Annotated in this window: 31 protein-coding genes; 12 read left to right on the top strand and 19 right to left on the bottom strand. The window is 71.4% G+C overall.

The genetic code is table 11. The features are described from left to right. Window positions 1–11 precede the first annotated feature (11 nt). Complete coding sequence (locus tag ABEB12_RS29190) at window positions 12–785, top strand: DUF2470 domain-containing protein (RefSeq protein ID WP_185059796.1); 774 nt, start codon at window positions 12–14, stop codon at window positions 783–785. Window positions 786–818: 33 nt separating this feature from the next. Here the strand turns inward: ABEB12_RS29190 and ABEB12_RS29185 are convergent, their stop codons facing one another. Beyond that, window positions 819–1148 carry an antibiotic biosynthesis monooxygenase gene (locus ABEB12_RS29185; protein WP_185059795.1) on the bottom strand — a complete coding sequence of 110 codons (330 nt, stop codon included), beginning with the start codon at window positions 1146–1148 and terminating at the stop codon, window positions 819–821. Between the two features lie 86 nt (window positions 1149–1234). Here ABEB12_RS29185 and ABEB12_RS29180 point away from each other — a divergent pair, with 86 nt between their 5' ends. Next, window positions 1235–1615 carry a metalloregulator ArsR/SmtB family transcription factor gene (locus tag ABEB12_RS29180; RefSeq protein WP_221497593.1) on the top strand — a complete coding sequence of 127 codons (381 nt, stop codon included), beginning with the start codon at window positions 1235–1237 and terminating at the stop codon, window positions 1613–1615. Further along, window positions 1612–2013, top strand: a complete 402-nt coding sequence (locus tag ABEB12_RS29175) for a transcriptional repressor (RefSeq protein ID WP_185059794.1) — start codon at window positions 1612–1614, stop codon at window positions 2011–2013. Before ABEB12_RS29180 ends, ABEB12_RS29175 begins: the two co-directional genes overlap by 4 nt. Before the next feature lie 4 nt (window positions 2014–2017). Here ABEB12_RS29175 and ABEB12_RS29170 read toward each other — a convergent pair whose 3' ends face one another. After that, a complete protein-coding gene (locus tag ABEB12_RS29170; protein ID WP_185061203.1) occupies window positions 2018–2395 on the bottom strand; it encodes a hypothetical protein in 378 nt (125 codons plus the stop codon). 23 nt (window positions 2396–2418) lie between these two features. Then, complete coding sequence (locus ABEB12_RS29165) at window positions 2419–3225, bottom strand: isoprenyl transferase (RefSeq protein ID WP_185059793.1); 807 nt, start codon at window positions 3223–3225, stop codon at window positions 2419–2421. Window positions 3226–3457: 232 nt separating this feature from the next. On the opposite strand from ABEB12_RS29165, the gene ABEB12_RS29160 reads away from it, so the two are divergent. Further along, entirely contained in the window at window positions 3458–4294 is an 837-nt protein-coding gene (locus ABEB12_RS29160; RefSeq protein WP_345703243.1) for an EamA family transporter, read from the top strand. 5 nt (window positions 4295–4299) lie between these two features. On the opposite strand, the gene recO is transcribed toward ABEB12_RS29160, so the two are convergent. After that, window positions 4300–5031: a DNA repair protein RecO gene (gene recO, locus ABEB12_RS29155; protein WP_185059792.1), complete on the bottom strand. Its 732-nt coding sequence runs from the start codon at window positions 5029–5031 to the stop codon at window positions 4300–4302. A gap of 37 nt (window positions 5032–5068) precedes the next feature. Between recO and ABEB12_RS29150 the strand changes: the two genes are divergently transcribed. After that, window positions 5069–5401, top strand: coding sequence for a DUF4190 domain-containing protein (locus tag ABEB12_RS29150; protein WP_185059791.1), 333 nt, complete (start codon window positions 5069–5071; stop codon window positions 5399–5401). On the opposite strand, the gene era is transcribed toward ABEB12_RS29150, so the two are convergent. The 3 genes from era to ABEB12_RS29135 are packed head-to-tail and all read right to left on the bottom strand — an operon-like array spanning window position 5398 to window position 7880. Beyond that, complete coding sequence (era, locus tag ABEB12_RS29145) at window positions 5398–6297, bottom strand: GTPase Era (RefSeq protein WP_185059790.1); 900 nt, start codon at window positions 6295–6297, stop codon at window positions 5398–5400. The two genes, ABEB12_RS29150 and era, sit on opposite strands and share 4 nt — an antisense overlap. 13 nt (window positions 6298–6310) lie before the next feature. Further along, window positions 6311–7057, bottom strand: a complete 747-nt coding sequence (locus ABEB12_RS29140) for a glucose 1-dehydrogenase (RefSeq protein WP_185059789.1) — start codon at window positions 7055–7057, stop codon at window positions 6311–6313. A 13-nt stretch (window positions 7058–7070) separates the two neighbouring features. Further along, a complete protein-coding gene (locus ABEB12_RS29135) occupies window positions 7071–7880 on the bottom strand; it encodes an enoyl-CoA hydratase-related protein (RefSeq protein WP_185059788.1) in 810 nt (269 codons plus the stop codon). Between the two features lie 72 nt (window positions 7881–7952). On the opposite strand from ABEB12_RS29135, the gene ABEB12_RS29130 reads away from it, so the two are divergent. Continuing rightward, a complete protein-coding gene (locus ABEB12_RS29130) occupies window positions 7953–8549 on the top strand; it encodes a TetR family transcriptional regulator (protein WP_185059787.1) in 597 nt (198 codons plus the stop codon). On the opposite strand, the gene lhgO is transcribed toward ABEB12_RS29130, so the two are convergent. The 8 genes from lhgO to hrcA all read right to left on the bottom strand — a co-directional run bounded on the left by lhgO (window position 8546) and on the right by hrcA (window position 16957). Further along, window positions 8546–9730 carry an L-2-hydroxyglutarate oxidase gene (gene lhgO, locus ABEB12_RS29125; protein WP_185059786.1) on the bottom strand — a complete coding sequence of 395 codons (1185 nt, stop codon included), beginning with the start codon at window positions 9728–9730 and terminating at the stop codon, window positions 8546–8548. The two genes, ABEB12_RS29130 and lhgO, sit on opposite strands and share 4 nt — an antisense overlap. Beyond that, a complete protein-coding gene (locus ABEB12_RS29120) occupies window positions 9727–10077 on the bottom strand; it encodes a cytidine deaminase (RefSeq protein ID WP_185059785.1) in 351 nt (116 codons plus the stop codon). Before ABEB12_RS29120 ends, lhgO begins: the two co-directional genes overlap by 4 nt. After that, window positions 10064–11416, bottom strand: a complete 1353-nt coding sequence (locus ABEB12_RS29115) for a CNNM domain-containing protein (RefSeq protein ID WP_185059784.1) — start codon at window positions 11414–11416, stop codon at window positions 10064–10066. Before ABEB12_RS29115 ends, ABEB12_RS29120 begins: the two co-directional genes overlap by 14 nt. A gap of 7 nt (window positions 11417–11423) precedes the next feature. After that, the gene (gene ybeY / locus ABEB12_RS29110; protein WP_185059783.1) at window positions 11424–11972 is read right to left on the bottom strand and encodes an rRNA maturation RNase YbeY; all 549 of its coding nucleotides are present in this window, start codon (window positions 11970–11972) and stop codon (window positions 11424–11426) included. 26 nt (window positions 11973–11998) lie between these two features. Further along, window positions 11999–13060, bottom strand: coding sequence for a PhoH family protein (locus tag ABEB12_RS29105; protein WP_185059782.1), 1062 nt, complete (start codon window positions 13058–13060; stop codon window positions 11999–12001). Between the two features lie 884 nt (window positions 13061–13944). Next, window positions 13945–14700, bottom strand: a complete 756-nt coding sequence (locus ABEB12_RS29100) for a 16S rRNA (uracil(1498)-N(3))-methyltransferase (RefSeq protein ID WP_185061201.1) — start codon at window positions 14698–14700, stop codon at window positions 13945–13947. Between the two features lie 7 nt (window positions 14701–14707). Beyond that, window positions 14708–15877: a molecular chaperone DnaJ gene (dnaJ, locus tag ABEB12_RS29095; protein WP_185061200.1), complete on the bottom strand. Its 1170-nt coding sequence runs from the start codon at window positions 15875–15877 to the stop codon at window positions 14708–14710. 57 nt (window positions 15878–15934) lie between these two features. Continuing rightward, window positions 15935–16957, bottom strand: coding sequence for a heat-inducible transcriptional repressor HrcA (hrcA, locus tag ABEB12_RS29090; RefSeq protein ID WP_185059781.1), 1023 nt, complete (start codon window positions 16955–16957; stop codon window positions 15935–15937). Between the two features lie 158 nt (window positions 16958–17115). On the opposite strand from hrcA, the gene ABEB12_RS29085 reads away from it, so the two are divergent. Together ABEB12_RS29085 and ABEB12_RS29080 are read left to right on the top strand one after the other, a co-directional pair. After that, window positions 17116–17946 carry an NAD-dependent protein deacetylase gene (locus ABEB12_RS29085; RefSeq protein ID WP_185059780.1) on the top strand — a complete coding sequence of 277 codons (831 nt, stop codon included), beginning with the start codon at window positions 17116–17118 and terminating at the stop codon, window positions 17944–17946. Between the two features lie 683 nt (window positions 17947–18629). Next, window positions 18630–19136, top strand: coding sequence for an HU family DNA-binding protein (locus tag ABEB12_RS29080; protein ID WP_185059779.1), 507 nt, complete (start codon window positions 18630–18632; stop codon window positions 19134–19136). Between the two features lie 214 nt (window positions 19137–19350). On the opposite strand, the gene ABEB12_RS29075 is transcribed toward ABEB12_RS29080, so the two are convergent. Further along, window positions 19351–19578, bottom strand: a complete 228-nt coding sequence (locus ABEB12_RS29075) for a three-helix bundle dimerization domain-containing protein (protein ID WP_185059778.1) — start codon at window positions 19576–19578, stop codon at window positions 19351–19353. Window positions 19579–19786: 208 nt separating this feature from the next. On the opposite strand from ABEB12_RS29075, the gene ABEB12_RS29070 reads away from it, so the two are divergent. Then, window positions 19787–19936, top strand: a complete 150-nt coding sequence (locus tag ABEB12_RS29070; RefSeq protein WP_185059777.1) for a hypothetical protein — start codon at window positions 19787–19789, stop codon at window positions 19934–19936. Between the two features lie 50 nt (window positions 19937–19986). Here ABEB12_RS29070 and ABEB12_RS29065 read toward each other — a convergent pair whose 3' ends face one another. Next, window positions 19987–20235 (bottom strand): hypothetical protein, encoded by a 249-nt coding sequence (locus ABEB12_RS29065; RefSeq protein ID WP_185059776.1) that lies wholly within the window; start codon window positions 20233–20235, stop codon window positions 19987–19989. 295 nt (window positions 20236–20530) lie between these two features. On the opposite strand from ABEB12_RS29065, the gene ABEB12_RS29060 reads away from it, so the two are divergent. After that, complete coding sequence (locus ABEB12_RS29060) at window positions 20531–20950, top strand: SRPBCC family protein (RefSeq protein WP_185059775.1); 420 nt, start codon at window positions 20531–20533, stop codon at window positions 20948–20950. Between the two features lie 83 nt (window positions 20951–21033). Here the strand turns inward: ABEB12_RS29060 and ABEB12_RS29055 are convergent, their stop codons facing one another. Together ABEB12_RS29055 and ABEB12_RS29050 are read right to left on the bottom strand one after the other, a co-directional pair. Next, entirely contained in the window at window positions 21034–21762 is a 729-nt protein-coding gene (locus ABEB12_RS29055) for a hypothetical protein (RefSeq protein ID WP_185059774.1), read from the bottom strand. After that, entirely contained in the window at window positions 21747–22094 is a 348-nt protein-coding gene (locus ABEB12_RS29050; RefSeq protein WP_185059773.1) for a helix-turn-helix transcriptional regulator, read from the bottom strand. Before ABEB12_RS29050 ends, ABEB12_RS29055 begins: the two co-directional genes overlap by 16 nt. A gap of 184 nt (window positions 22095–22278) precedes the next feature. Here ABEB12_RS29050 and ABEB12_RS29045 point away from each other — a divergent pair, with 184 nt between their 5' ends. Together ABEB12_RS29045 and ABEB12_RS29040 are read left to right on the top strand one after the other, a co-directional pair. Beyond that, window positions 22279–22596: a hypothetical protein gene (locus tag ABEB12_RS29045; protein WP_185059772.1), complete on the top strand. Its 318-nt coding sequence runs from the start codon at window positions 22279–22281 to the stop codon at window positions 22594–22596. A 71-nt stretch (window positions 22597–22667) separates the two neighbouring features. Next, complete coding sequence (locus ABEB12_RS29040; protein ID WP_185059771.1) at window positions 22668–23126, top strand: DUF1232 domain-containing protein; 459 nt, start codon at window positions 22668–22670, stop codon at window positions 23124–23126. The last annotated feature ends 285 nt before the right edge of the window (window positions 23127–23411 follow it).

The following is a 23411-nucleotide window of genomic DNA, read 5'->3' as shown; positions in this document are numbered from 1 at the left end:
GGAGCGCCCGTTTGTCCAGTCCCCACTCGGTGCCCGGCACGGCGGAGGCGGTCCCCGGGCCGACCGACGCCGAGCGGGCGCGAACCCTGTTCGCCGAGGCCCGCACCGGCACCCTGGCCACGCTCGCCGTGGACCCGGCCGGGGTGCCGTTCGCCTCCCTGGTCAGCCAGGTGGCCGACGACCTGGGACGCCCCGTGCTGTGCCTCTCCGACATGGCCGAGCACACCCGCAACCTCGCCGCCGACCCGCGCGCCTCGGTGATGGTGAGCGAGGTGGGGGCCGGTGACCCGCTGGCCCGGGGACGGGTCACCCTGCTCGGCGAGATCGGCCGGCTGGCCGGCGACGAGCGGGCGGCCGCGCTCACGCTCTACCGGTCGGCGCACCCGGAAGCGTTCTACGTGGACTTCGACGACTTCCACGTCTATCGGCTGGCGGTGGCGTCGGTGCGCTACGTGGGTGGGTTCGCCCGTATGAGCTGGGTGGACCCCGCCGAGTACGCGGCCGGCGTGCCCGACCCGCTGAGCGCCCACCGGGCCGGCATCGTCGACCACATGAACGACGACCACGCCGACGCGCTGGTCACCTTCTGCCGGGTGTTCGCCGGCCGCCCGGACACGGCTCTGGCGCGCATGCTGGACGTGGACCGGTACGGCTTCTCCGTGCTCGCCGCCGACGCACCGGACGCGGACGGGCACACGGTGCGGCTCAGCTTCGACGAACCGGCCGACACCCCACTGGCGGTCCGCTCCGCGATGGTCGCCCTGGTCCGCCGCGCCCGCTCCTGACCCCCGGGCGGAAGAGGGTCACGCTATAGCGCATTATTCGGCGAGCAGGCTGGGGTGCTCGGTGACCGCGCCGGCCTCGCCCTCGAGCAGGGTCTCGTAGGCGCCGGGCTCGTCGGCCAGCGCCTCGGCCAGCAAGGGGATCACGTGTTCCCGCACCTCGAACGGCGACAACGCCCGCCGGTAGGCGACCACCGACTCGAACCGCGCCACCAGTACCCAGCGATCTTGCCGGTCCACCGCCCGGCCCAGCCCGACGTGCCGCGCGCCCGGTGACCCGCTGAGCAGTTCCACCGCCCGGCGGGCGCGGGCGAGGAAGACCGGTTCGTCACCCGGAGGGACCTGGAAGCGGCAGACCAGCAGCACGATCGCGCACAATAGTGAACAGCCCGGTGACGCCTAACATGTGTGGTAGATACAGACCGTCCCGGCGCCGGCGAGGAAGGGATCCGATGACCGACATCGATACCGTCAACGTCCCAGTGCTGGACGACTCGCCCGAGGTGCACTCGCCGGAGCGCCCGCCCGCCCCGCCGGCGCCGGCTCGCCAACCCGCTACCCTGGCCGCGGCCGGTGATCTGCTGCGCGCGCTGGCCGCCCCGGTGCGCATTGCCATCGTGCTGCAACTGCAGGAGTCCGAGCGCTGCGTACACGAGTTGGTGGAGGCGCTCGAGGTGACCCAGCCTCTGATCAGCCAGCACCTCCGGGTCCTCAAGGCGGCCGGGGTGGTGGCCGGGGAGCGGCACGGGCGGGAGGTGCTCTACCGGCTGGTGGACGAGCACCTGGCGCACATCGTGCGGGACGCGGTCGCGCACGCCGAGGAGGGCGCGTGACCCGACCGCCCCGAGCCACCAAGCAGCGCGCGGCGGTCTCCGCGCTACTGGACCGGCTGGACGACTTCCGGTCCGCGCAGGAGATCCACGAGGAGCTGCGCCGGGACGGCGAGGGCATCGGCCTGACCACCGTCTACCGCACCCTGCAGACCCTGTCCGAGTCCGGCGACGTAGACGTGCTGCGCACCGACACCGGCGAGGCGGTCTACCGGCGCTGCTCCAACCACCATCACCACCACCTGGTGTGCCGCAACTGCGGCCGCACCGTCGAGGTGGAGGGACCGGCGGTGGAGAACTGGGCCCAGCGGATCGCCGAGGAGCACGGGTTCACCCACGTCAGTCACACCGTGGAGATCTTCGGCATCTGCGCCGACTGCACCGCCGCCGCCCGGCGCTGAGGCGTCAGCCGAGCAGCTCGGTACGAACCTGCGACGCGGTGGACACCACCAGCATGAGCAGCGTGCCCATGGGTTCGGCGGCCAGGCCGCCGGCGGGGAACACGTAGCGCAGGGTGACGTCCCAGCCCTGGTCGGTGCGCACCGCGCCGAGGGTGCCGAACATGCCCTGCCCGGCCCGCTCGGCCAGCCGCAGCGGGGCCGTCGAGTCGGCGGGCAGGTCCCAGGCGACCACGCAGGTCAGGCTGAGCACCACCAACCCCTCGGCCAGCTCGATGCCCTGCAACGCGCACGGCACGTCGCCGTGCCGGAAGGACAGCGCGCCGTCGTCGTCCACCCGCACCTCGTGGAAGCGTTCCAGCGCCTGCCGGGCGGTGTCCAGCATGCCGGCGGTGGCCGCCCCGCCGCTCACGGGCCCACCACCGACGATGCCTTGTCCACGGCCCCGCCGAACCGCCGGTTGCGGCCGGCGAAGATCTCGCACGCCTCCCAGATGTGCCGCCGGTCGAAGTCGGGGAACAGCGTGTCCAGGAAGACCATCTCCGCGTACGCCGACTGCCACAGCAGGAAGTTGGAGGTGCGCTGCTCGCCGGAGGAGCGCACGAACAGGTCCACGTCCGGCATGTCCGGCTCGTCCAGGTAGCGGGCGATCATCCGCTCGTCCACCCGGTCCGGCTTGATCCGGCCCTCGGCGGCCAGCCGGGCGATCTGCTTCACCGCGTCGGCGATCTCCGCCCGGCCGCCGTAGTTGACGCACATGGTCAGCGTCAGCACGTCGTTGTGCCGGGTCTTCTCCTCGGCGATCTCCAGTTCCTTGATCACACTGCGCCACAGCCGGGGGCGCCGGCCGGCCCAGCGCACCCGGACCCCCATGGAGTGCATCTCGTCCACCCGGCGGCGGATCACGTCCCGGTTGAAACCCATCAGGAACCGCACCTCGTCGGGGCTGCGCTTCCAGTTCTCCGTGGAGAACGCGTACGCGGACAGCCACCGCACGCCCAGCTGGATGCACCCGCGCGCGACGTCCATCAGTGCGGCCTCGCCCATCCGGTGGCCCTCGGTGCGGGGCAGCCCGCGCGCGTTCGCCCACCGGCCGTTGCCGTCCATCACCAGGGCGATGTGCTTCGGGACCTGGTCCTTCGGGATCTCCGGGGGGAGGGCGCCGGACGGGTGCGGGGCCGGGGCTTCGGGGTGGGCGGGTTTAGAGGCACGCACGGCCGTGAGCCTACGTCTCGCGCGCGGCCGTCGTGCACCGTGTACCGTCGGGAACGGTTGCGCCTAGGGTTCCGCCGGCCGCCCGACTGGGATTGACAATCAGGGCGGCGGGGGCCGGTCCGAGCGGCGCCAGGACACCGACGTGTGATCCACACCTGACGGGACAAAAGCCCTGAGGGCTCCTTATCGTGCGCGCTCGCCTACCGGCGGGCCCAACCCGAGGAGCCTCCCGGTGACCCCGTTGATCGTGTTTGCGGTACTCGGCTCGGCCCTGTTGCACGCCATCTGGAACTCCCTCGCCCACGCCGTGCCGGACCGGCTGGTCTGCATCTCGCTGATCGGCCTGGTGGATGCGGTCGGCGGGGCGGTCATGATCGCCTTCGCCGGGCTGCCGCCGGCCGGCGCGTGGCCGTTCATCATCGCCTCGGCGGTGCTGCACGTCGCCTACGCCCTGCTGCTCGCGGCCAGCTACGAGCTCGGCGAGTTCAGCCAGATGTACCCGCTGGCCCGGGGCACCTCGCCGTGGGTGGTGGCGCTGGTCTCGGTGTTCCTGCTGGACCACCCGCTGCCGCCGGCCGAGCTGCTCGGCGTGCTCGCGGTGTCCGGCGGGCTGCTCGGGCTGGTGCTGGTCGGCGGCCTGCCGGGACGAAAGCAGCTGCCGGCGCTCGGCGTGGCCACCCTCACCGGGTTGATGATCGCCGGGTACACGGTGGTCGACGGCCTCGGGGTCAACCAGGCCCCGCTGCTCGCCTACTCCGGCTGGATGTTCCTGCTCGAGGGGTTGCCGATGCCGCTGATCGCGCTGGCCCGGCGGCGGGGCGGCGCGCTGGCGTCGTTTCGCGCGTGCGCGGTGCCCGGGGTGGTCGGCGGGGTGGTCGCGCTGGCCGCCTACACCATCGTGCTGTGGGCGCAGACCAGCGGCGCGCTGGCCCCGGTCGCCGCGCTGCGGGAGACCAGCATCGTGTTCGGCGCACTGATCGGCTCGCTGTTCCTCGGCGAACGACTGGGCCACCGGCGCGCGGTGGCCGCCGCGGTGGTGCTCGCCGGGGTGCTACTGATCAGCCTTTGACGCGGCTAGCGGCGCTCCACCAGGGGAAGGGAGCGCAGCTGCCGCTCCAGGTGCCACTGCAGGTGCGCGGCGACCAGCCCGCTGGTGTCCCGGCGGACCGGGGAGGTGGCCGCGTCGGCGATCGACCAGTCGCCGTGCACCAGGGCGTCCAGCAGCACGAACGTCTCCGGCGACGGCGTCACCGAGCCGGCCGGGCGGCACCGCCCGCACACCGCCCCGCCGGCCGCCACGTTGTACGCGCGGTGCGGGCCGGGCTCGGCGCAGCGGGCGCATTCGGTGATCGCCGGCGCCCACCCGGCGTAACCCATCGCGCGCAGCAGGAACGCGTCCAGGATCAGCGCGGCGTCCCGCTCCCCGCCGGCCAGTGCGCGCAGCGCGCCGACCAGCAGCAGGTACAGGCGCAGCGCCGGCTCGCCCTCCTCGGCGGCCAGCCGGTCGGTGGTCTCCAGGATGGCGCAGCCGGTGGTGTAGCGGGTGTAGTCACCGATCACGCCGGCCCCGAACGCGTCCACGGTCTGCGCCTGGGTCACCACGTCCAGGCTGCGGCCCACGTAACACTGCACATCGACGTGGTTGAACGGCTCCAGCCGCGCCCCCCAGCGGGACCGGGTGCGCCGCACGCCCTTGGCCACCGCGCGCACCTTGCCCCGGCGCCGGGTGAGCAGCGTGGCGATCCGGTCCGCCTCGCCCAGCTTCTGCACCCGCAGCACCACGCCGGTGTCGCGCCACAACGTCACCCGTCCATCGTCCCACTACCCGCCCCGACCCGGACACATGCCAACATGGTTCTCCCCGGGCAGCGCAAGGAGCATCGCCATCACCGCCGAACCCCCGCCGAGCTGGTCCCCGCCGCTGGTTCAGCCGGACCCGCCGATCAACGTGTTGGCAATCGTCTCCCTGGTTCTGATCTTCGTATTCTGGCCGGCCGGAATCGTGTGCGGGATGCTGGCCCGCAAGCAGATCCGGGAGCGGGACGAACGGGGCGCCGGCCTGGCCCTCGCCGGCGTGATCATCAACGGCGTGCTCACCGTGTTCGCGGTACTCGTGTTCGCGCTGCTCATCCTGTTCTTCGGCCCCGGCATCCTGACCGCCCGAACGGACATCTAGAAACCCAGTTTGCGGAGCTGTTTGGGGTCGCGCTGCCAGTCCTTGGCCACGGTGACGTGCAGGTCCAGGTAGATCTTGGTGCCGAGCAGCGCCTCGATCTGCCGGCGCGCGGCGGTGCCGACCTCTTTGAGCCGGGCGCCGCCCTTGCCGATGATGATGCCCTTCTGGCTCTGCCGCTCTACGTAGATGATCGCGTGCACGTCCAGCATGTCGTCCCGGCCCTCGTGCGGGATCATCTCCTCGACCAGCACGGCCAGCGAGTGCGGCAGCTCGTCGCGCACCCCTTCCAGCGCGGCCTCCCGGACCAGCTCGGCCACCAGCGTGGCCTCCGGCTCATCGGTCAGCTCGCCGTCCGGGTAGAGCGGCGGCCCCTCGGGCAGGCGGGCGACCAGCAGGTCGGACACGGTGTTCAGCTGGAAGCCGTCCACCGCCGAGCAGGGCACGATCTCCGCGAAGTCCATCAGCTCGCCCAGCTGGACCAGCCGCTCCGCCACCACCGGCGGGGCGGCCAGGTCGGTCTTGGTCACCACGCCGATCACCGGGGTGCGCCTGGCCACCGACCGCAGCTCGTTGACGATGAACTGGTCGCCCCGGCCGACCGGCGCGTCCGCCGGCACGCAGAAGCCGATCACGTCCACCTCGGCCCAGGTCTCCCGGACCACGTCGTTGAGCCGGCTGCCCAGCAGCGTGCGCGGCTTGTGCAGGCCCGGCGTGTCCACGATGACCAGCTGGGCGTCCGGCCGGCGCAGGATGCCCCGGATGGCGTGCCGGGTGGTCTGCGGGCGGCTGGAGGTGATCGCCACCTTCCCGCCGACCAGCGCGTTGGTCAGGGTGGACTTGCCCGCGTTGGGGCGGCCGACGAAGCAGGCGAAGCCGGACCGGTGTTCGGAAGACACCCGCTGAGGGTAGTCATGCCATCGTCAGGCCCCCGCTGACACTCACCGTCTGGCCCGTGAGGAAGCAGGCCTCGTCGGAGGCCAGGAAGGCCACTGTGTTGGCGATGTCCGCCGGCTCGGCCAGCCGGCGCAGCGGGATCGCCCTGATCAGCGACTCGCGCAGCTTCGGCTGGTCCCCGCCGAGCGAGGCGAACAGCGCGGTGTCGGTCGGGCCGGGGCAGACGCAGTTCACCCTCGGCCCGCTCCGGGCCATCTCCCGGGCCATGGTCTTGCTGAACGCGATCACGCCGCCCTTGGCCGCCGAGTAGACCGCCTCGCCGGAGGAACCGACCCGACCGGCGTCCGAGGCCAGGTTCACCACCGCGCCGTAGCCGCGCTCGGCCATGAGCGGCAGCACCGCCCGGCTGGTGTGCAGCACCCCGTACAGGTTGATCGCGATGATCCGGTCCCAGTCGGCCGGGTCGGACTCCGTGAACGGCCCGATCTTGTCCCAGCCGGCGTTGTTCACCAGCACGTCGATCCGCCCGAACCGGCGATGCACCTCGGCGGTCACCTCGGCCACCGCCGCGCGGTCAGTGACATCCAGCACCAGGCCCACCGCGCCACCACCGATCGTCTTGGCGGTGTCCGACGCGGTCTCCCCGTCGATGTCCAGGGCGACCACGGTGGCCCCCTCGGCGGCGAACTTCTCCGCGATGGCCCGCCCGATGCCGCGCCCGGCGCCGGTCACCATGGCGATCCGGTCTTCCAACCTGCCCATTTCGCGCGTCCCCTCAGTGTCCGACGACGTGGCGGGCGAAGTCGGGCTTGCGCTTCTCCGCGAACGCGGCGGCGCCCTCCAACCCTTCCGGGGACGCGGTGAACAGGTCCAGCGCGGACATCGCCAGGTTGCTCAGCCCGGCCTGGTGGTCGGTGTCCGCGTTGAACGACTGCTTGAGGAAGCGGATCGCCGTCGGGCTCTTCTCCGCCACCTCGAACGCCCACGCCTTCGCCTCGTCCAGCAACCGCTCGCCCGGCACCACCGCGTTCACCAGGCCCATCCGCTCGGCCTGCGCGGCGTCGTAGAGCCGGCACCAGTACCACATCTCCCTGGCCTTCTTCTCGCCGACGACCCTGGCCAGGTAGGCGGAGCCGAAGCCGGCGTCGAACGACCCCACCCGGGGTCCGGCCTGCCCGAACCGGGCGTGCTCGGCGGCGATGGACACGTCGCACAGCACGTGCAGCACGTGCCCGCCCCCGACCGCGAGGCCGTTCACGGCGGCGATCACCGGTTTCGGCACGTCCCGGATCAGCTTGTGCAGGTAGCCGATCTCGAACATGCCGCTCTCCGTCGGCCCGTAGTCGCCGGTCTCGGCCCGTTGCTTGACGTCACCGCCGGTGCAGAACGCCTTGTCCCCGGCGCCGGTGAGGATTACCGCCTGGATCGACCGGTCGGCCCACGCCGCGCGGAACGCGGCGACCAGCTCGTCCACGGTGCGCCCCCGGAACGCGTTGTAGCGCTCCGGCCGGTCGATGGTGATGACGGCGACCGGACCGTCCGGTTCGTAGCGGATGTCGGTGCAGTTGCTCGGGTCCCATGCCATTTGACCAGGCTGCTAAATTTTGAATTAGAAGTCAATAGCTGAACATGACTTCAAAGTGATACCGTCGGGTCGATGTCTGACCGGGTGGAACGCAAACGCGGACGGCGGATCCAGGAGATCCTGACCGCCGCCGCCGAGCTGTTCGGCGAACGCGGCTACGAGGGCGTCAGCCTGGAGGACGTGGCGGACCGGCTGGACGTCACCAAGGGCTCGCTGTACTACTACTTCGCCAGCAAGGACGAGCTGGGCACGGCCGCCATCGAGACCCTGGGCAACGACTGGACGGACCGGTTGGAGGCCCTGCCGGCGGAGGGGTCCGCCACCGAACGGCTGCGCGCGCTGCTGCGCGAGCACAGCCGGATCGCGGTGTGCGAGTACCCGGCGGCGCTGCGGCTGTTCCTGGCGCCCCGGGAGTGGCCGGCGGAACATCGCGCGCGGATCAAGGAGATGCGCCGCCGGCACGACCGGGTGTTCCGCGTCATCGTGGAGGAGGGCGTGGCGACCGGCGAGTTCACCGTGACCGGCGTGGACCCGGCGCTGCGCTGCATGCACGCCGCCATGTCCCAGGCCCCGGCGTGGTGCTCGGGCCGCACCGGCGCCGACCTGGAAACCGCCCTCGACGAACTGGCCGACACCCTCCTGATGCTGGTCGGCCGCCTCCCTCGTTAACCCGCCAGGCGCGCGGCGATCTCCCGTCCGATCGGGAGCGCGGCGGTCGCGGCCGGGGAAGGCGCGTTCAACACGTGCAGCACCGGGCCGTCCGGCACGAACAGGAAGTCGTCCACCAGCGTCCCGTCCGGGCGCACCGCCTGCGCGCGCACGCCGGCGCCGGCCGGCTCCAGGTCCTCGGCGCGCACGTCGGGCAACATCCGGCGCACCCGCTCGGCCATGACCTGGCGGGACAGGGAACCACGCACCTCGTCCACACCCAGGCGCCAGTGCCGGCGGGCCAGCCGGTGCAGGCCCGGGTAGGCCAGCGTGGCCGCCAGCTCGCCCGGCCGCACCACTCCCCACCGGTAGCCCTCCCGGGCCAGCGCGAGCACCGCGTTCGGCCCCACGTGCACGTGCCCGTCCACGCCCCGGGTGGCGTGCACGCCCAGGAACGGCAGCCCCGGGTCGGGCACCGGGTAGATCAGCTCGCGGACCAGGTCGTCGACGAGCAGCTCGGCGTACTCGCCCCGGAACGGCACGATGCGCACCCCCGGGTCCGCCCCGCTGCCCCGGGCCAGTTCGTCGCAGCGCAACCCGGCGCAGGCCACCACCCGCTTCGCCAGCAGCTCGCCCCCTCGAGTGCGCACCACCACGTCGGCCCGCCGCCGCACCAACCGGGTCACCCGGCGGGCGAGCAGCAACGTGCCGCCGCCCTCCTCGAACAGCTCGGCCAGCCGAACCGCGACCAGCCGGAAGTCGCAGACCCCGGTGCCCGGGACGCGCAGGGCGGCCAGCGCGCGCACGTTCGGCTCGTACCGGCGCGCCTCGGCGGCGGACAGCTCGTGGCACTCCACCCCGTTGGCCATGCCCCGCCGGGCCAGCTCGGCCAGCCGGGGCAGCTCCTCGGCCTCCGTCGCGACCACCAGCTTGCCGGCCACCCGGTGCGGCAGGTCGTGGGTGCGGCAGAAGGCCACCGTCTCGTCCCGGCCGGCCACCGCCAGCCGCGCCTTGTAGCTGCCCGGGCGGTAGTACAGCCCGGAGTGGATCACGTTCGAGTTGTGCCCGGTCTGGTGCGCGGCGACGGTCGGTTCGGCCTCCACCACCGCGACCGTGCGACCGGCCGCGAGCAGGGCGCGCGCGGTGGCCAGGCCCACGATCCCCGCGCCGACGACCACTACGTCAAAGCGCGGGGTGCTCAAGGAGCGAGCACCGAGCGGACCTCCCCGGCGGCATCGGCCAGCAGCACCGGTGCGGCGGGCGCCAGGTCCCGCACCGCCGCCACCGAGGCGTCGTCCGGCGCACCGGCTTCCGCGTTGACCACGGCGGCCGCCTCCAGCCCGGGCGCCCCGCTGGACACGGCGGCGGCCACGGCGGCCTGCAGCGCGGACAGCTTCAGCGAGGGCAGCGAGACGGTGGCGGCGGAGTAGGTGCGCCCGTCGGTGTCCCGGATCGCCGCACCCTCGGCGGCGCCGGTGCGCGCGCGCACCGCCCGGGCCAGCGTGACTATCTTCTGGTCTTCCGGGTCCAGGCCGTCAGCTTGCGACATCGCTCCCCTCCCGCCGCTCGGACGCACCGGCGGCTTCGGTCTTCGGCTCAGGGTCCCCGCTCACCGGGGTGACCAGCACGGTGGTGATCCGGATCCGGCCGCGCGCGTCCTTGCCGCCCTCGGCGAGCAGGCGCAGCCCGGCCACCTCGGCCCGCGAGCCGGGCAGCGGCACCCGGCCCAGCCGCTGGGCCAGCAGGCCGCCCACGGTGTCCACGTCGGCCTCGGTCAGCTCCGGTTCCATCCCGGTGCCGAACAGCTCCGCGAGGTCGGCCACCGGCAGCCGGGCGGCCACCCGCACGGCGTGCTCGTCCACCTGCTGGACCGGCTGGATCTCCTCGGTGTCGTACTCGTCGGTGATCTCCCCGACGATCTCCTCGAGGATGTCCTCGATGGTCACGACGCCGGCGGTGCCCCCGTACTCGTCCACCACGATGGCCATGTGCGAGCGGCTGCGCTGCATCTCCTTGAGCAGGTCGCCGGCCGGCTTGGAGTCCGGCACGAAGGTGGCCGGGCGCATCACGTCGCCGACCGTGCGCCCGGCGTTTTCCTCGGTGTCCTCCCCGGCGGCGGCCAGATCCTTCAGGTAGGCCACGCCGACCACGTCGTCCACGCTCTCGCCGAGCACCGGAATGCGCGAGTAGCCGCTGCGCAAGGCCAGGGTCAGGCCGTCCCGCACGCCCTTGTCCCGCTCGATCCAGATCAGCTCGGTGCGCGGCACCATCACGTCCCGGCAGGGCGTGTCGCCCAGCTCGAACACCGAGTGGATCATCTGCCGCTCGTCCTCGGCCACCACCCCGCGCGCGCCGGCCAGGTCCACCGCCTCGCGCAGCTCCACCTCGGTGGAGAACGGACCCTCGCGGAAACCGGGTCCGGGGGTGATCGCGTTGCCCACGATGATCAGCAGCCGGGTGAGCGGGCCGAGCAACGCGGCCAGTGCGCGCACCGGCGCGGCGAGCAGCAGGCCGATGCCGTACGGGTGCTGCCGGCCGATGGTGCGCGGACCCACCCCGACCAGCACGTAGCTGACCACCAGCATGATCGCCCCGGCGGCCACCGCACCCAGCCAGCCGGGGGTGATCAGCTGGACGGCCACCACCGTGGCCAGCACCGTGGCCACCGTCTCGCAGGCCAGCCGCAGCAGCAGCAACAGGTTCACGTACCGGGGGCGGTCGGCCACCACGGCGGCCAGCTGGCGCGCGCCGGTGCGGCGCGCCCGCACCAACGCGTCCACCCTGGCCCGGGACACCTCGCCCAGCGAGGCGTCGGCGGCGGCGAACAGCCCGGCCAGCGGCACCAACAGCACGGCGAGCACGATCTGCCACACCAGTGCGGTACTCATCGTTCGCTCATCGCTCGGGGGTGTCGAACGGCTCCAGGCCGGCCGTGCCGAGCACGTGCGAGTCCGCCCGGTGCTGGCGGGCGGCGGCCTCGGCGGCGGCCCGCTCGGTGCGCCAGCGCTCCAGGACCTGGTTCTGCAGGGCGAACATCTCCCGCTCCTGGTCCGGCTCGGCGTGGTCGTAGCCGAGCAGGTGCAGCACGCCGTGCACGGTGAGCAGGTGCAGCTCGTCGTCCAGCGAGTGGCCGGCGGCGTGCGCCTGCTCCTTGGCGAACTCCGGGCAGAGCACCACGTCGCCCAGGATCGACTCCGGGTCGTCCAGCGAGTCCGGCCGCCGGGAGGCGTCCAGCTCGTCCATCGGGAAGGACATCACGTCGGTCGGGCCGGGCAGCTCCATCCAGCGCTGGTGCAGCTCGGCCATCACGTCCAGCTCGACCAGCAGGACGCTCAGCTCGGCCAGCGGGTTCACCCGCATCGTGTCCAGCGCGTAGCGGGCCACCGAGGCGATCGCCGGCTCGTCGACCGCGACCCCCGACTCGTTGCAGATCTCGATGCTCATGGCAGCTCAGACGGTACTGCGCGGCGTCAACGACGTCGCCGGCGGTCGGCCCGGTTCGGCACCAGGCGGCCATCCGACGGCTGGTTGGCGTCCCACCGGGCGTAGGCGTCCACAATGTCCGACACCAGCCGGTGCCGAACCACGTCGGTGCTGGTCAGTTCGGCGAAGTGCACGTCGTCCACGTCGCCCAGGATGTCCCGCACCACCAGCAGCCCGGACCGCGAGCCACCGGGCAGGTCGATCTGGGTGCTGTCCCCGGTGACCACGATCTGCGAGCCGAAGCCCAGCCGGGTGAGGAACATCTTCATCTGTTCCGGCGTGGTGTTCTGCGCCTCGTCCAGGATGATGAACGCGTCGTTCAGGGTGCGGCCGCGCATGTACGCCAGCGGCGCCACCTCGATGGTGCCGGCGGACATCAGCTTCGGGATGGACTCCGGCTCGATCATGTCGTGCAGCGCGTCGTAGAGCGGGCGCAGGTACGGGTCGATCTTCTCGTACAGCGTGCCCGGCAGGAAGCCCAGCCGCTCCCCGGCCTCCACCGCCGGTCGGGTCAGGATGATCCGGTTGACCTGCTTGTTCTGCAGCGCCTGGACCGCCTTGGCCATGGCCAGGTAGGTCTTCCCGGTGCCGGCCGGGCCGATGCCGAACACGATGGTGTGCTGGTCGATCGCGTCCACGTACCGGCGCTGGTTCAGCGTCTTGGGCCGGATGGTGCGGCCGCGCCGGGACAGGATGTTCAGGCTGAGCACCTCGGCCGGCGACCGGCCGCCCGCCTCCGGGTCACTCACCTCGCGGTCGGACAGCATGGAAACCATGCGCCGCACGGTGTCCGGGCCGAGCTCCTGCCCCCCGCTGGCCAGGGTGATCAGTTCGGCGAACACCCGCTCGGCGAAGGCCACGTCGGCCGGGTCGCCGGTGAGGGTGAGCTCATTGCCGCGCACGTGCACGTCGGCGGACAACAGGTCCTCGGCGGCGCGCAGGTTCTCGTCTCGGGAGCCGAGCAACGGCAGCAACGCGGAATCTGGAATGGCCAGACGGGAGCGCGCGGGGGTGCCGTTGTTGGACTGCTCCGGTTCGGTACCGGTCACGTGGTGTGCTGCCCTGCTTCCCGCTCGCTTGACGGACGATCCCCATCGATGTTAGCGGCCGACGGTCGGCGGCGCAGTCAAGTAACCCCCTTCGAGCCAACGGGCCCGAACGGACCGTGCCGCGGCGACCGTGGGGGGACGTCCGCCGCGGCACGGCGGCCGCCGACAAAGGGGGACTCGACCGGCGGCCACACCGGGTGTCGCACACCCGATGACAGTGCCTCCAGGGTGACCCGATCGTCGGACCCACCCCGAGGTGAAGAGTGCACAGATCGTAGCTCTTCGACTGGCCGATAACGGCCGCTGCTCACCCGAATGGCCTCCGGCTCTGTATCCATTCGGTTACTTAAAGTGGTTGAATGTGACCTTGTGTGACTGTCTGGTCACGCGGTTGCGTCGGGAGTGACTGGAGTTCTATTCGCGGGTTTCGGCCGGTTTGTGGTGCGGGTTCGCGGCGTGCGTTCAGGTGGAGGTTGGGTTTTAGAGATGGCTTGGACGGCGCGGCTGGGGATGTGGCTTGGTTCGGGTCCGCCCGAGGCGTTGGGTGGGCCGTTTCGCCGGGTTGAGTTACTCAGCGTGGTCCTGTTTCCGGGGTTGAACGGGGTCGCCACGTCGAGGGTGTGCTCAGTCGGGTTCCGCCCATGATCAAAGGCGACTCAGCCACCACTCGGCCAAGAGGGCGGCCCAGCAGGCCGCAGATACGCTAACTCCGCGTAGTCGGGTGGCCGCACCGGGGCCGGAGGGCACCCGGACGCGACGGAGCACCGGACGCGACGGGCGGGACCCGAACCAGCCACACCCCCAGCCGCGCCGTCCAAGCCATCTTGAAAACCCAACCCTCACCCGAAACGCCGGCCGCGAAGAGCGGCCCGAGCCCGGAAGCGTCAGCCGGGGACGGACCAACGGCCGGCCAGCGCACCCAACGCCCCCAAAGCGACCGCCGCGGCCGTGGATGCGCGCAGCACCTCCCGACCCAGCCGGACCGGCCGGGCGCCGTGCCCGGTCAGCGTCTCCAGCTCGTCGTCGGCGATGCCGCCCTCGGGGCCGACCACCAGCAACAACCGGGTCGCCGACACCAGCTCGGGCGCCAAGTCGGCCAGTCCGACGCCGGCCGACTCGTGCAGCACCAGCGGCAGGGTGCCACCTTCCGCGCACCGCGAAGCCAGCTCTCGGGTTCCGACCGCCGGGGTTACCGGGGGCAGCCAGGCCCGGCGGGACTGTTTGGTGGCGGCCAGCGCGGTGGAGCGCCAGCGGGCCAGGGCCTTGTCCCCGCGCGGGCCGTCCTCCCAGCGGGCCACGCAGCGCGCGGCCCGCCAGGGCACGATCTCGTCCACCCCGGCCTCGGTGGCCAGTTCCACCGCCAGCTCACCCCGGTCGCCCTTGACCAGCGCCTGGGCCAACGTCACCGGTGGGGCGGCGGGCGGGACGGCGCGGCGGGACAACACCCGCACCCGCAGCAGATCCTTGCCCACCACCTCGGTCACCTCGGACTCGGCCAGCCCGCCCCGGCCGTCGCCGAGCAGCAGGCACTCGCCGACCCGGGTGCGCCGGACGGTCACCGCGTGCCGGCCCTCGTCACCGGTCAGCTCGCCGAACTCGCCACCGGGGAGCCGCGAGACCAGGTACAGCGGCGGGGTCAGCGCGACCTCACCGGCCGCCCCGGCTACCCCGCAGCCGGGCGAACAGGCCTCCGCCGTTGCGCCCGCCCACCGTCAGGTCGGGCTGCTCGTCGCCGCGCAGCGCGGCCAGCTCGCGCAGCAGCTCGGCCTGGCGGGTGTCCAGCTTGGTCGGCGTGAGCACCTCGATGTGCACCATCAGGTCGCCGTGGCCGTCCACCCGGCCGCTGGAGCGCAGCCGGGGCATGCCCTTGCCGCGCATCGTGCGGACCGTGCCGGTCTGGGTGCCCGGCTCGATGTCCAGCTCCAGCTCCTCGCCCTCGACCAGCGTGGGCAGCCGGACCGTGGTGCCCAGCGCGGCGGTGGTCATCGGCAGGGGCAGCACGCAGTGCAGGTCCACGCCCTCCCGGGTGAACACGTCGTGCGGCTCCTCGTCCACCTCGACGTACAGGTCGCCGGCCGGCCCGCCGCCGGAACCGACCTCGCCCTGCCCGGCCAGCCGCACCCGCATCCCGTCGGCCACCCCGGCCGGCATCTTCACCTTCACCGTGCGCCGCGCGCGGACCCGGCCGTCGCCGCCGCACTGCCGGCACGGGTCGGTGATCACCTCGCCCATGCCCCGGCAGTTCGGGCACGGGCGGCTGGTCACCACCTGGCCGAGGAAGGAGCGCTGCACGCTCTGCACCTCGCCCCGGCCGTGGCAGATGTCGCACATGGTCGGCGAGGTGCCGGGAGCGCAGCCGGAACCGGTGCACTCCGAGCAGAGAACCGCGGTGTCCACGGTGAGATCCCTGGTCAGGCCGGCCGCGCACTCCTCGAGGGTGAGCCGCATCCGGATCAGCGCGTCCGCGCCCGGCTGGACCCGGTTGCGCGGCCCCCGGCCGGCGCCGCCGCCGGTGGTGGCGCCGAAGAAGGCGTCCATGATGTCGCCGAGGCCGCCGAACCCGGCGAACGGGTCGCCACCGCCACCGCGCCCTCCGCCGTTGTCCAGCGGGTCCCCGCCGAGGTCCACGAGCCGCCGCTTCTCCGGGTCGGAGAGCACCTCGTACGCGGCCTTCACCTCGGCGAACCGCTCCCGGGCGCCCGGATCGGGGTTCACGTCCGGGTGCAGCTCGCGAGCGAGCCTGCGGTACGCCCGCTTGATCTCGTCGGCCCCGGCGTCCGTACTGACCCCGAGCGCCCCGTAGTAGTCCCTGGCCACCCTTGCGTTCCTCATGTCCCTCTGGCTGCGTGCTCGTCCCCCGCGCGGCGTAGCTGCCTACCGCCCCGTCAGGATCTCACCTACGTATCTGGCCACCGCATGCACCGCGGCGATGTTGGTCGGATAGTCCATCCGGGTGGGACCGACCACGCCCATGCCACCCAGCAACATCTCGCCCGGCCCGTAGCCGATGGACACCACCGAGGTGGCGCGCAGGTCCTCGGACTCGATCTCCTCGCCGATGCTTACCCGCACGGTACCCGGCTGGCGCGCCGAGGCGAGCAGCTTGAGCACCACGACCTGCTCCTCCAGCGCCTCCAGCACCTGGCGCAGCGAACCGGGGAAGTCGGCCACGTTCCGGGTCAGGTTGGCCGTGCCACCCAGCACCAGCCGTTCCTCGGGGTGCTCCACCAGCGCGTCGATCAGCACCATCGCCAGGGTGGTGAGCGTGTCCCGGAGCTCGTTCGGCGCGTCCTCGGGCAGCGCCGCGACCAGCGCGGACGCGTCGGAGAGCCGGCGGCCGACGATCGCCGAGTTGAGCAGCGCGCGGACCCGGGAGAGGTTGTCCTCGGCCAGGATGTCCCCCAGGTCGACCACCCGCTGGTCCACCCGGCCGCTGTCGGTGATCAGCACCATCATCACCCGCGCCGGGGTGAGCGAGACCAGCTCCAGGTGGCGCACCGTGGACCGGGTCAGCGTGGGGTACTGCACCACCGCCACCTGCCGGGTGAGCTGGGCGAGCAGCCGGACGCTGCGCCGCAGCACGTCGTCCAGGTCCAGCGCGCCGTCCAGGAAGGACTGGATGGCCCGCCGCTCGGCGGTGGACAGCGGCTTGACGTCGCTCAGCCGGTCCACGAACCGGCGGTAGCCCTTGTCGGTGGGGATCCGGCCGGCGCTGGTGTGCGGCTGCGCGATGTAGCCGTCCTCCTCCAGCGCGGCCATGTCGTTGCGCACGGTGGCGCTGGAAACCCCCAGGTTGTGCCGCTCCACCAGGGTCTTGGAGCCCACCGGCTCCTGGGTCGCGACGTAGTCCGCGACAATTGCGCGCAGCACGTCCAACCGGCGTTCCTCGGCGTTCAACCCTGGGACCTCCTGACCAGCCTCCGCCGTCCAGTCTACGTTTCCGGAGGACCCGGTGGCCCCGTGACGCTTACCCTGGTTGCGTGCCAGTTGCGTCTGCCACCGGCCTCACCGAGGTCTGCGTTGTCCCCGCACGCGCCTAACTGGGCGCGTGCTCGATGAGCGCGCTCCGCGCGGTGTTGGCCGGGCGGCCGTTGGTCGCGCTCACCGGGGCCGGGTTGTCCACCGACTCGGGGATCCCGGACTACCGGGGACCCGGGTCGCCGCCCGCAACCCCGATGACCTTCGCCGAGTTCCGGTCCGGCGAGGCGGCCCGCCGGCGGTACTGGGCGCGCAGCCACGTCGGCTGGGCCCGCATGGGCGCCGCCGCGCCGAACGCCGGGCACCGGGCACTGGTTTCGCTGGAACGGGCCGGCGTGCTGCGCGGGCTGATCACGCAGAACGTGGACGGCCTGCACCGCGCCGCCGGGCACCGATCGGTGATCGACCTGCACGGACGCCTCGCCGGGGTGGTCTGCCTGGACTGCCGCCGCCGCAGCCCGCGCTCGGGGCTGCAGCGGCGGCTGGCCGAGCTGAACCCCGGCTTCGCCGAGTCCACCGGGGCCGACGTGGCCAGCGCGCCGGACGGGGACGCCGTGCTCTCCACGGTGGCCGGCTTCCGGGTCGCCCCGTGCGCGGTGTGCGGCGGGGTCCTCAAGCCGGACGTGGTGTTCTTCGGGGAGCACGTGCCGCCGGAACGGGTCGCGCTGGCCTACGCCCTGGTGGAGTCGCTGGTCCCCGAGTCCGGCCCGGTCGGCGCGCTGCTGGTCGCCGGCAGCTCGCTGACCGTCCAGTCCGGGCTGCGCTTCGTACGCCGCGCCCACCAGCGGGACATCCCGGTCGTCATCGTCAACCGAGGCCCCACCCGAGGCGACCCCCTGGCCACAATCAAGGTGGACGCCGGCTGCTCCGAAACCCTCACCCAACTCGCCACCACCCTGATTCAGTGACTCCAGCACGCTGATTCAGGTGGGTTCAGCACGCTGATTCAGTCACTTCAGCAGGGTGATTCAGGCGACCCACCCGATCTCGACGGTCGCGTTGGGGCTGGGGCTTCCGGGGTGGCCGGCTTTCAAGATCGCTCGGACGGCGCGGCTCGGGTTTGTGCTCAGCTTGGGTGCGCCCTCGGCGGCCCGGTTCAACTGCGCCGAGTACGGAGCGTAAGCGTACGTGCGGGCTTGCCCGGCTCTCCGTTCGCCGAGCGCAAGCTGAGTCCGTTTCGATCATGGGCGGAATCGGACTGAGCCTGCGCTCGAATGCTGTTCTGTGGCAGATATGCCCAGATTTGTGTCCATGTGGGCGAACGTAGGTGATCGTTCGATAGAGGGCCAGCGTCCCAGGATGGCATGGTTCGTAGTTGGGTGGGCCGGTTCGCGCGGGAGCAACTGTCGGCGAGTAGGCCCTGTCCAGGGTGGAATTTTCTGATGCTCAACCCGGCTCGCTCACCCCCGATCGAGTGGCCACGCAAACCGAGTCGGCGCGCAACCGGTCTCGGGCGGCCATTCAACCGGCGCTCGATGGGCTCGACTGGGTGGTCTTCGCGCTCAGATCGGCTGCCAGCCCGCCGGCTCCCTACCCTGAACCGATCCACACGGCCGGTCGCAGACGGTAGCGCACGAGAGGAGGTCTCAGGTTGAACAAGACCGAGTTGATCACTGCGGTGGCGCGACGCCTGGGCACCGACCAGGAAACGGCTGCGGCGGCGGTGGACGGCGTGCTCGGGATCGTCATGCGCGCGGTCGGCGATGGCGAGTCGGTGTCATTGTCCGGTTTCGGCGTGTTCGAAGCCCGCGAGCGGCCGTCCAGGGCCGGGCGCAACCCGCGCACCGGCGAGGTGATCACGTTGGCGGCGCGGACGGTGCCGGTATTTCGACCTGGACTGCGATTCCGCCGCGCGCTCGGCGGCGCACCCGAACCCACGGGGCCAACTCGGCCTTCCGGACCGGTGGCAGGCGTGCGGGTCATCATCGAATCGACCCCGGCCAGCGAGAACCAGGCCCGACCATCCGGCAAGGCAAAGACAGCCGGCAAAGCGGCGAAGAAGGCCAAAGACGCCACGCGCGGTGTGAAGGCGGGCAAGGCGGCCACGCCGCGATCGGGCACCGCTCAGAAGCGCGGGAAGAAGGGCGGCAAGAAATAGCGGCAGGTGAGCATCCTCTGATGGGAAACCAACACGACGCCAGCACGTTCGTCCGGCAGCATCACAAGCAAGCGATCACCCTGCCCGTTGAGTTGAGCCCTCGCGTGCACCGTCAGCTCATCGCCTGGTGTCAGGACACCGCCGAAGCGCTCGACGTGCGGGCACAACGACCCCGGCTCACCGCGAAACCTGACCGATGGTGAGTTGAGGCGGGCTACTGATCGAGTTCCTTGCGCGCAGCACGCTCGACCAGGATGGGCAGGAACGCATGAATCCGGGCATCGGCAAACCGACCACGAACAACCCTCACCGTGTCGACCACGCGATCGTCGGTCCACCCCGGCCTTCTGCCGTACTCCGAGACAAGCCGTGACTCAAGATCATTGAGATGCCGGGCGACCTGCCGCTCTTCCAAGGTCTCTAGTGTCGGATGGTTCGCCATCAGACCTCCTAGATACGCCAGCACTACCAGCCGATTATCCCCACAGAATGCACCGCTGGGTTCGGTCGGACCGCTGACCGCGCCGTTCTTTCTGCCGCCGGGTTGACCCGGGCCGCCTACATCGGTACCGAGGCCGCCAGTGCTCTGACCATGCATCTGACCAAGATCGCCACCTATGGCGCCGGGGACCTGCTGACCAGCACCGTGGTTGTCTACGGGGTTCGCGTTCACTGCCGCCAGCCTGCTCGGCACCTGGGCTGGGAAGAAGATCGTCACCCCCCTGAGCGAAGGCATCTTCGTCATCGTCGTTGAGGTCGGTCTGCTGGCCGCCGGACTGCTGTTCCTGATCGGCCTGTGACACCCCGCCGCCGGCCATGTTCGGGCGGTGGGGTGGGGTTGGTTCGCGGGTCAGAACCCGTCATCTGGTTCGTCCATCGCGACGACGAAGTTGTGGATGTACCCGTGCGCGGTGGTCCGGGTGTCGTGGCCGGAGGTGTTGGTCATCGCCATCCAGTCGGCGGCGAGCGCCACCAGGTGCTCGTGGCTCATGCGCGGCAGGATCAGATCGGCGATCTCGCTCGCGTCGGCGGTGGGGTGTTCCCGCCGCGTCGCCTTGTAGTGCGCGCTGAGCTGCTTGATCGGTTCTGGCGTGCTCATCGGTTCCCGCCGCGGCCGGAGGCAGCGCCTCACATCAATATGTAGGATCGCTACTGTAGCGGTCCGGCATCCGCCCGGATCGGCGGCCCTGACTGGGACCGGGGCGACGGAGCGAGCGTGAATGCGCAGCTTGCCGGGGTGATCGAGGTTCTGCGCGGGCTCGGCTCATGGAGCGATGCGGGGTACTTGTTGGCCGTTCCGGTGATGGCGGCGGTGTCCGTCCTCGATGGTCGCGATGGTGCCCCGTGGGTGCGCTGGCGCGGTTTCTGGCGCGGCGGGTGGACCTCGTTGGCCGGTGACGCGCACCGTGGCCGTGCCGAAGCCGCTGGATGCGGTGACCGACCGGTTGGCCGGGTTCCACAACGTGACCGTGTGGCATCCGCGCGCGGTGTGTTCTGTCCGGCTCGACACCGGGCCGGCGAGGGTGGGTTCGTGTTGGCGCGTGTGGTTGCGCGGCTCGCGGGCACGGTTCGCGGTGGTGTACACACTGGTGCGGCGCGGACGCCACTGGATCACACTGACCGCCCGGCGGGGCCTGTTCACGGTGACCCTCGACTACGCGTGCACCGATCTGGATGACGCCACCGAGGTCCATGTCTGCGTGCGATGTGTGCTGCGCGGGCCGGCCATCCTGTTGCGTCCGCTACTCACCGGCACCTTCACGGCCCTCGCCCACAACGCGATCGCCGAACTGGGTCGAGACCTCGCGGATTGACTCGGATTGACGCGGCCGACCGCGCCATCCGCCCAAAAAAACCCTGGCGGCTGTCGGATGTCGAGGCGGGGTTGGCCGTGGGTTTAGTGTGCGCGGGCCAGACGCGCGGTCGCGAACAGCGGTCGAACCACGGCGGGCGTGGTAGCGAGGGTGAGCACGCCGGCCAGGATCACGGCCGGCCAGATCAGGGAGGCCGGGGCGAGCGCACCCCGGATAGCCAGATACGCGGTCGCCTGCATCGCGGTGATCACGCCGAGGGTCGCGCTGGCGATACTGGCCCGGATCGCCCACCGCTGGCATTGCGGCCTCCACCGCACGCAAGAGCGCAGATGAGTGGGCGCCACCAGCAGCAACAATCCGAGCGCGGCCAGGCCCAACGCGGCGGGAGCGGTGTATTCGGCGCCGCTGTCGAGTGCGAGCAGCGCGACCGGGCGGGTGTTCACCGGCCAGGGCATGGGCGGGGCGTGATCGAGCACAATGCGCCAGCCCAGACCAACGACCGCGCCGACCAGCAGCAGCACCGTGGCGAGCTGATGCAGGTACGGGCGCAGCAGCTCCGCGCGCATCGCCGGCCCGATCGCCGCGGGGAGACCGAACTCGCGCACCGCGGTCGCCACCGCGTGCTCGGCCGGTGCACCGGTGCACACGAGGTGTTCGGCGTGGCTGAGCACATGGTCATAGACCTCGTCGAGCAGGTCAGCCCCCGCCGGGACGCTCGCGTGCGCGCACAGTTGGGCACGCAACTCCCGCAGGTAGGAATCGACCGCCCGCGCCAGGTCCGGCTTGTCGCGGAGGTTCAGCTCGGGTTCCATGACGGCCTCACCCCCGCCGGGGCAACCACACCGGACAGATCGGCGACCAGCGTGCGCCACCGGCCTGGGTGATCGACTAGGCAGCGGCGTCCCCGCCGCGTGAGCTGGTACTCCCGGCGACGCCGACCAGGCCCTTCGATCCATGTTCCGGCGATCAACCCGTCATCCTCCAGTCCGCGCAGCGCGCGATACAGCGTACCGCCATCCACACGCGTCACACTGATGTCGTGCCGGCGCAGCGCAACCATCAACGCATAGCCGTGTGCGGGCCCGGCCGCCAACGCGGTCAACAGCAACGCTTCCAACTCTCGCGCCCGCGCGTCGTCCGGCATCGGTGCATCCCCTCACCACGACCAGATATGTAGGATCACTACTGTAGTGGTTTCCGGCACGCGCGGTATCAGAGAGGGCACTCCAAGTGGCGGTTTGCTTGAACCCAGCACGGGTGATCGCAACGTTGCCGGTCACCCGCGGTCCTCACCGCCAGCAGAACTCCCATCGGGCACCGGTGAGCGGTTGGGCGCGGTGGTGAACGCCGTCGTGAGATTCCCGGTCGTCGTGCAGGACAAGGCTGTGGTGCGGGACAAGGCGGCCGTGCGGCGCGCTCTAGCCGCGGTTGAGCAGTGGCTGTCCACGCTGGAACCAGAAGACCCGGAACTCCTCGAATCCGGCGCCGATGACCTGCGGCATATCGGTGAGCTGATGTTGACCGGCGCCGGTAAAGCCGAACTCGCCGACGCGGTGGCGGCGGCCCGCGCCGCCGGCTGGGCCTGGTCGCCAATCGCCATGCTGCTCGACACCAGCCCCGACCAAGCCCGACGCTCGTTCAGCTAGCCCGCCTTCACGCCCAGCGCGAGAAAGAGGGTCCAGATGAGACCGGTGACGACGTTGAGCGCGCGGAAACCATGACAGGCCGGTGGTGGCTGGACACGCTCATCGGAGTCACCGCGGCGGTACTGGTCGCGTGGCTGGCCTTGATCGTCGCGCTGATGATCGTCCGACCCCACGACCGACTGTTGAGCGAGGCCGTGCGACTGCTGCCCGACGTGCTGCGCCTGGTGCGCCGCCTGGCCACCGACCCGGCAATGCCTACCGGCGTACGGGTCCGCCTGTGGCTCCTGCTGGCCTACCTCGCCGTCCCCTTCGACCTTGTCCCCGACTTCATCCCCATCCTCGGCTACGCCGACGACGCAATCATCATCACCGCCGTCCTGCGCTCGGTAATCCGCCGCGCCGGCCTCCGCGCCGTCCAAGCGCACTGGCCAGGAACCGACAGCGGGTTCACCGCGCTCACCCGCCTGACCGGGCTCACACCCCCCACCGACAACCCGCCACCAACGCGCCAACCCACACCCCCCGAATGACCATCAGGGGGTGATCACCTCGGGGTCGACATGCGCCCAACGGGTGTCAAGCCCTCACCAACAGAACGGGACTGTCCGATTGTTCGGACAGTCCCCTCGACCCCTGGGCAGCGTGTGTGTTGGCGCTGACCTTTCGTCGCGGTGTTGTGCCCGCTTATCGCTCGCGCTCTCAAATGCCTCGAAGAAGAGGTTGACGGCGCTGGGGGTGGAGACTAGAACTGTCGCCGCGAGTGAGAGTGGACAACGGAGAATGCGTCGCACGAGGCGACGCGACCGGAGGTACAC

Source organism: Actinospineispora eucalypti (assembly GCF_039543365.1).
Taxonomy (GTDB): domain Bacteria; phylum Actinomycetota; class Actinomycetes; order Mycobacteriales; family Pseudonocardiaceae; genus Pseudonocardia; species Pseudonocardia eucalypti.
The sequence above is the reverse complement of the archived record's forward strand: the minus strand, read 5'-3'. Positions and strand labels throughout refer to the sequence as shown.

Bases quoted from the DNA above. Each gene is read 5' to 3' on its own strand.
- ABEB12_RS29180 (WP_221497593.1), top strand. From the start codon at position 1,235: ATGACCGACATCGATACCGTCAACGTCCCAGTGCTGGACGACTCGCCC.
- ABEB12_RS29170 (WP_185061203.1), bottom strand. From the start codon at position 2,395: ATGCTGGACACCGCCCGGCAGGCGCTGGAACGCTTCCACGAGGTGCGG.
- ABEB12_RS29150 (WP_185059791.1), top strand. From the start codon at position 5,069: ATGCCAACATGGTTCTCCCCGGGCAGCGCAAGGAGCATCGCCATCACC.
- ABEB12_RS29140 (WP_185059789.1), bottom strand. From the start codon at position 7,057: ATGGGCAGGTTGGAAGACCGGATCGCCATGGTGACCGGCGCCGGGCGC.
- ABEB12_RS29135 (WP_185059788.1), bottom strand. From the start codon at position 7,880: ATGGCATGGGACCCGAGCAACTGCACCGACATCCGCTACGAACCGGAC.
- ABEB12_RS29130 (WP_185059787.1), top strand. From the start codon at position 7,953: ATGTCTGACCGGGTGGAACGCAAACGCGGACGGCGGATCCAGGAGATC.
- ABEB12_RS29120 (WP_185059785.1), bottom strand. From the start codon at position 10,077: ATGTCGCAAGCTGACGGCCTGGACCCGGAAGACCAGAAGATAGTCACG.
- ABEB12_RS29115 (WP_185059784.1), bottom strand. From the start codon at position 11,416: ATGAGTACCGCACTGGTGTGGCAGATCGTGCTCGCCGTGCTGTTGGTG.
- ybeY (WP_185059783.1), bottom strand. From the start codon at position 11,972: ATGAGCATCGAGATCTGCAACGAGTCGGGGGTCGCGGTCGACGAGCCG.
- ABEB12_RS29085 (WP_185059780.1), top strand. From the start codon at position 17,116: ATGAGCGCGCTCCGCGCGGTGTTGGCCGGGCGGCCGTTGGTCGCGCTC.
- ABEB12_RS29075 (WP_185059778.1), bottom strand. From the start codon at position 19,578: ATGGCGAACCATCCGACACTAGAGACCTTGGAAGAGCGGCAGGTCGCC.
- ABEB12_RS29065 (WP_185059776.1), bottom strand. From the start codon at position 20,235: ATGAGCACGCCAGAACCGATCAAGCAGCTCAGCGCGCACTACAAGGCG.
- ABEB12_RS29055 (WP_185059774.1), bottom strand. From the start codon at position 21,762: ATGGAACCCGAGCTGAACCTCCGCGACAAGCCGGACCTGGCGCGGGCG.
- ABEB12_RS29050 (WP_185059773.1), bottom strand. From the start codon at position 22,094: ATGCCGGACGACGCGCGGGCGCGAGAGTTGGAAGCGTTGCTGTTGACC.
- ABEB12_RS29040 (WP_185059771.1), top strand. From the start codon at position 22,668: ATGACAGGCCGGTGGTGGCTGGACACGCTCATCGGAGTCACCGCGGCG.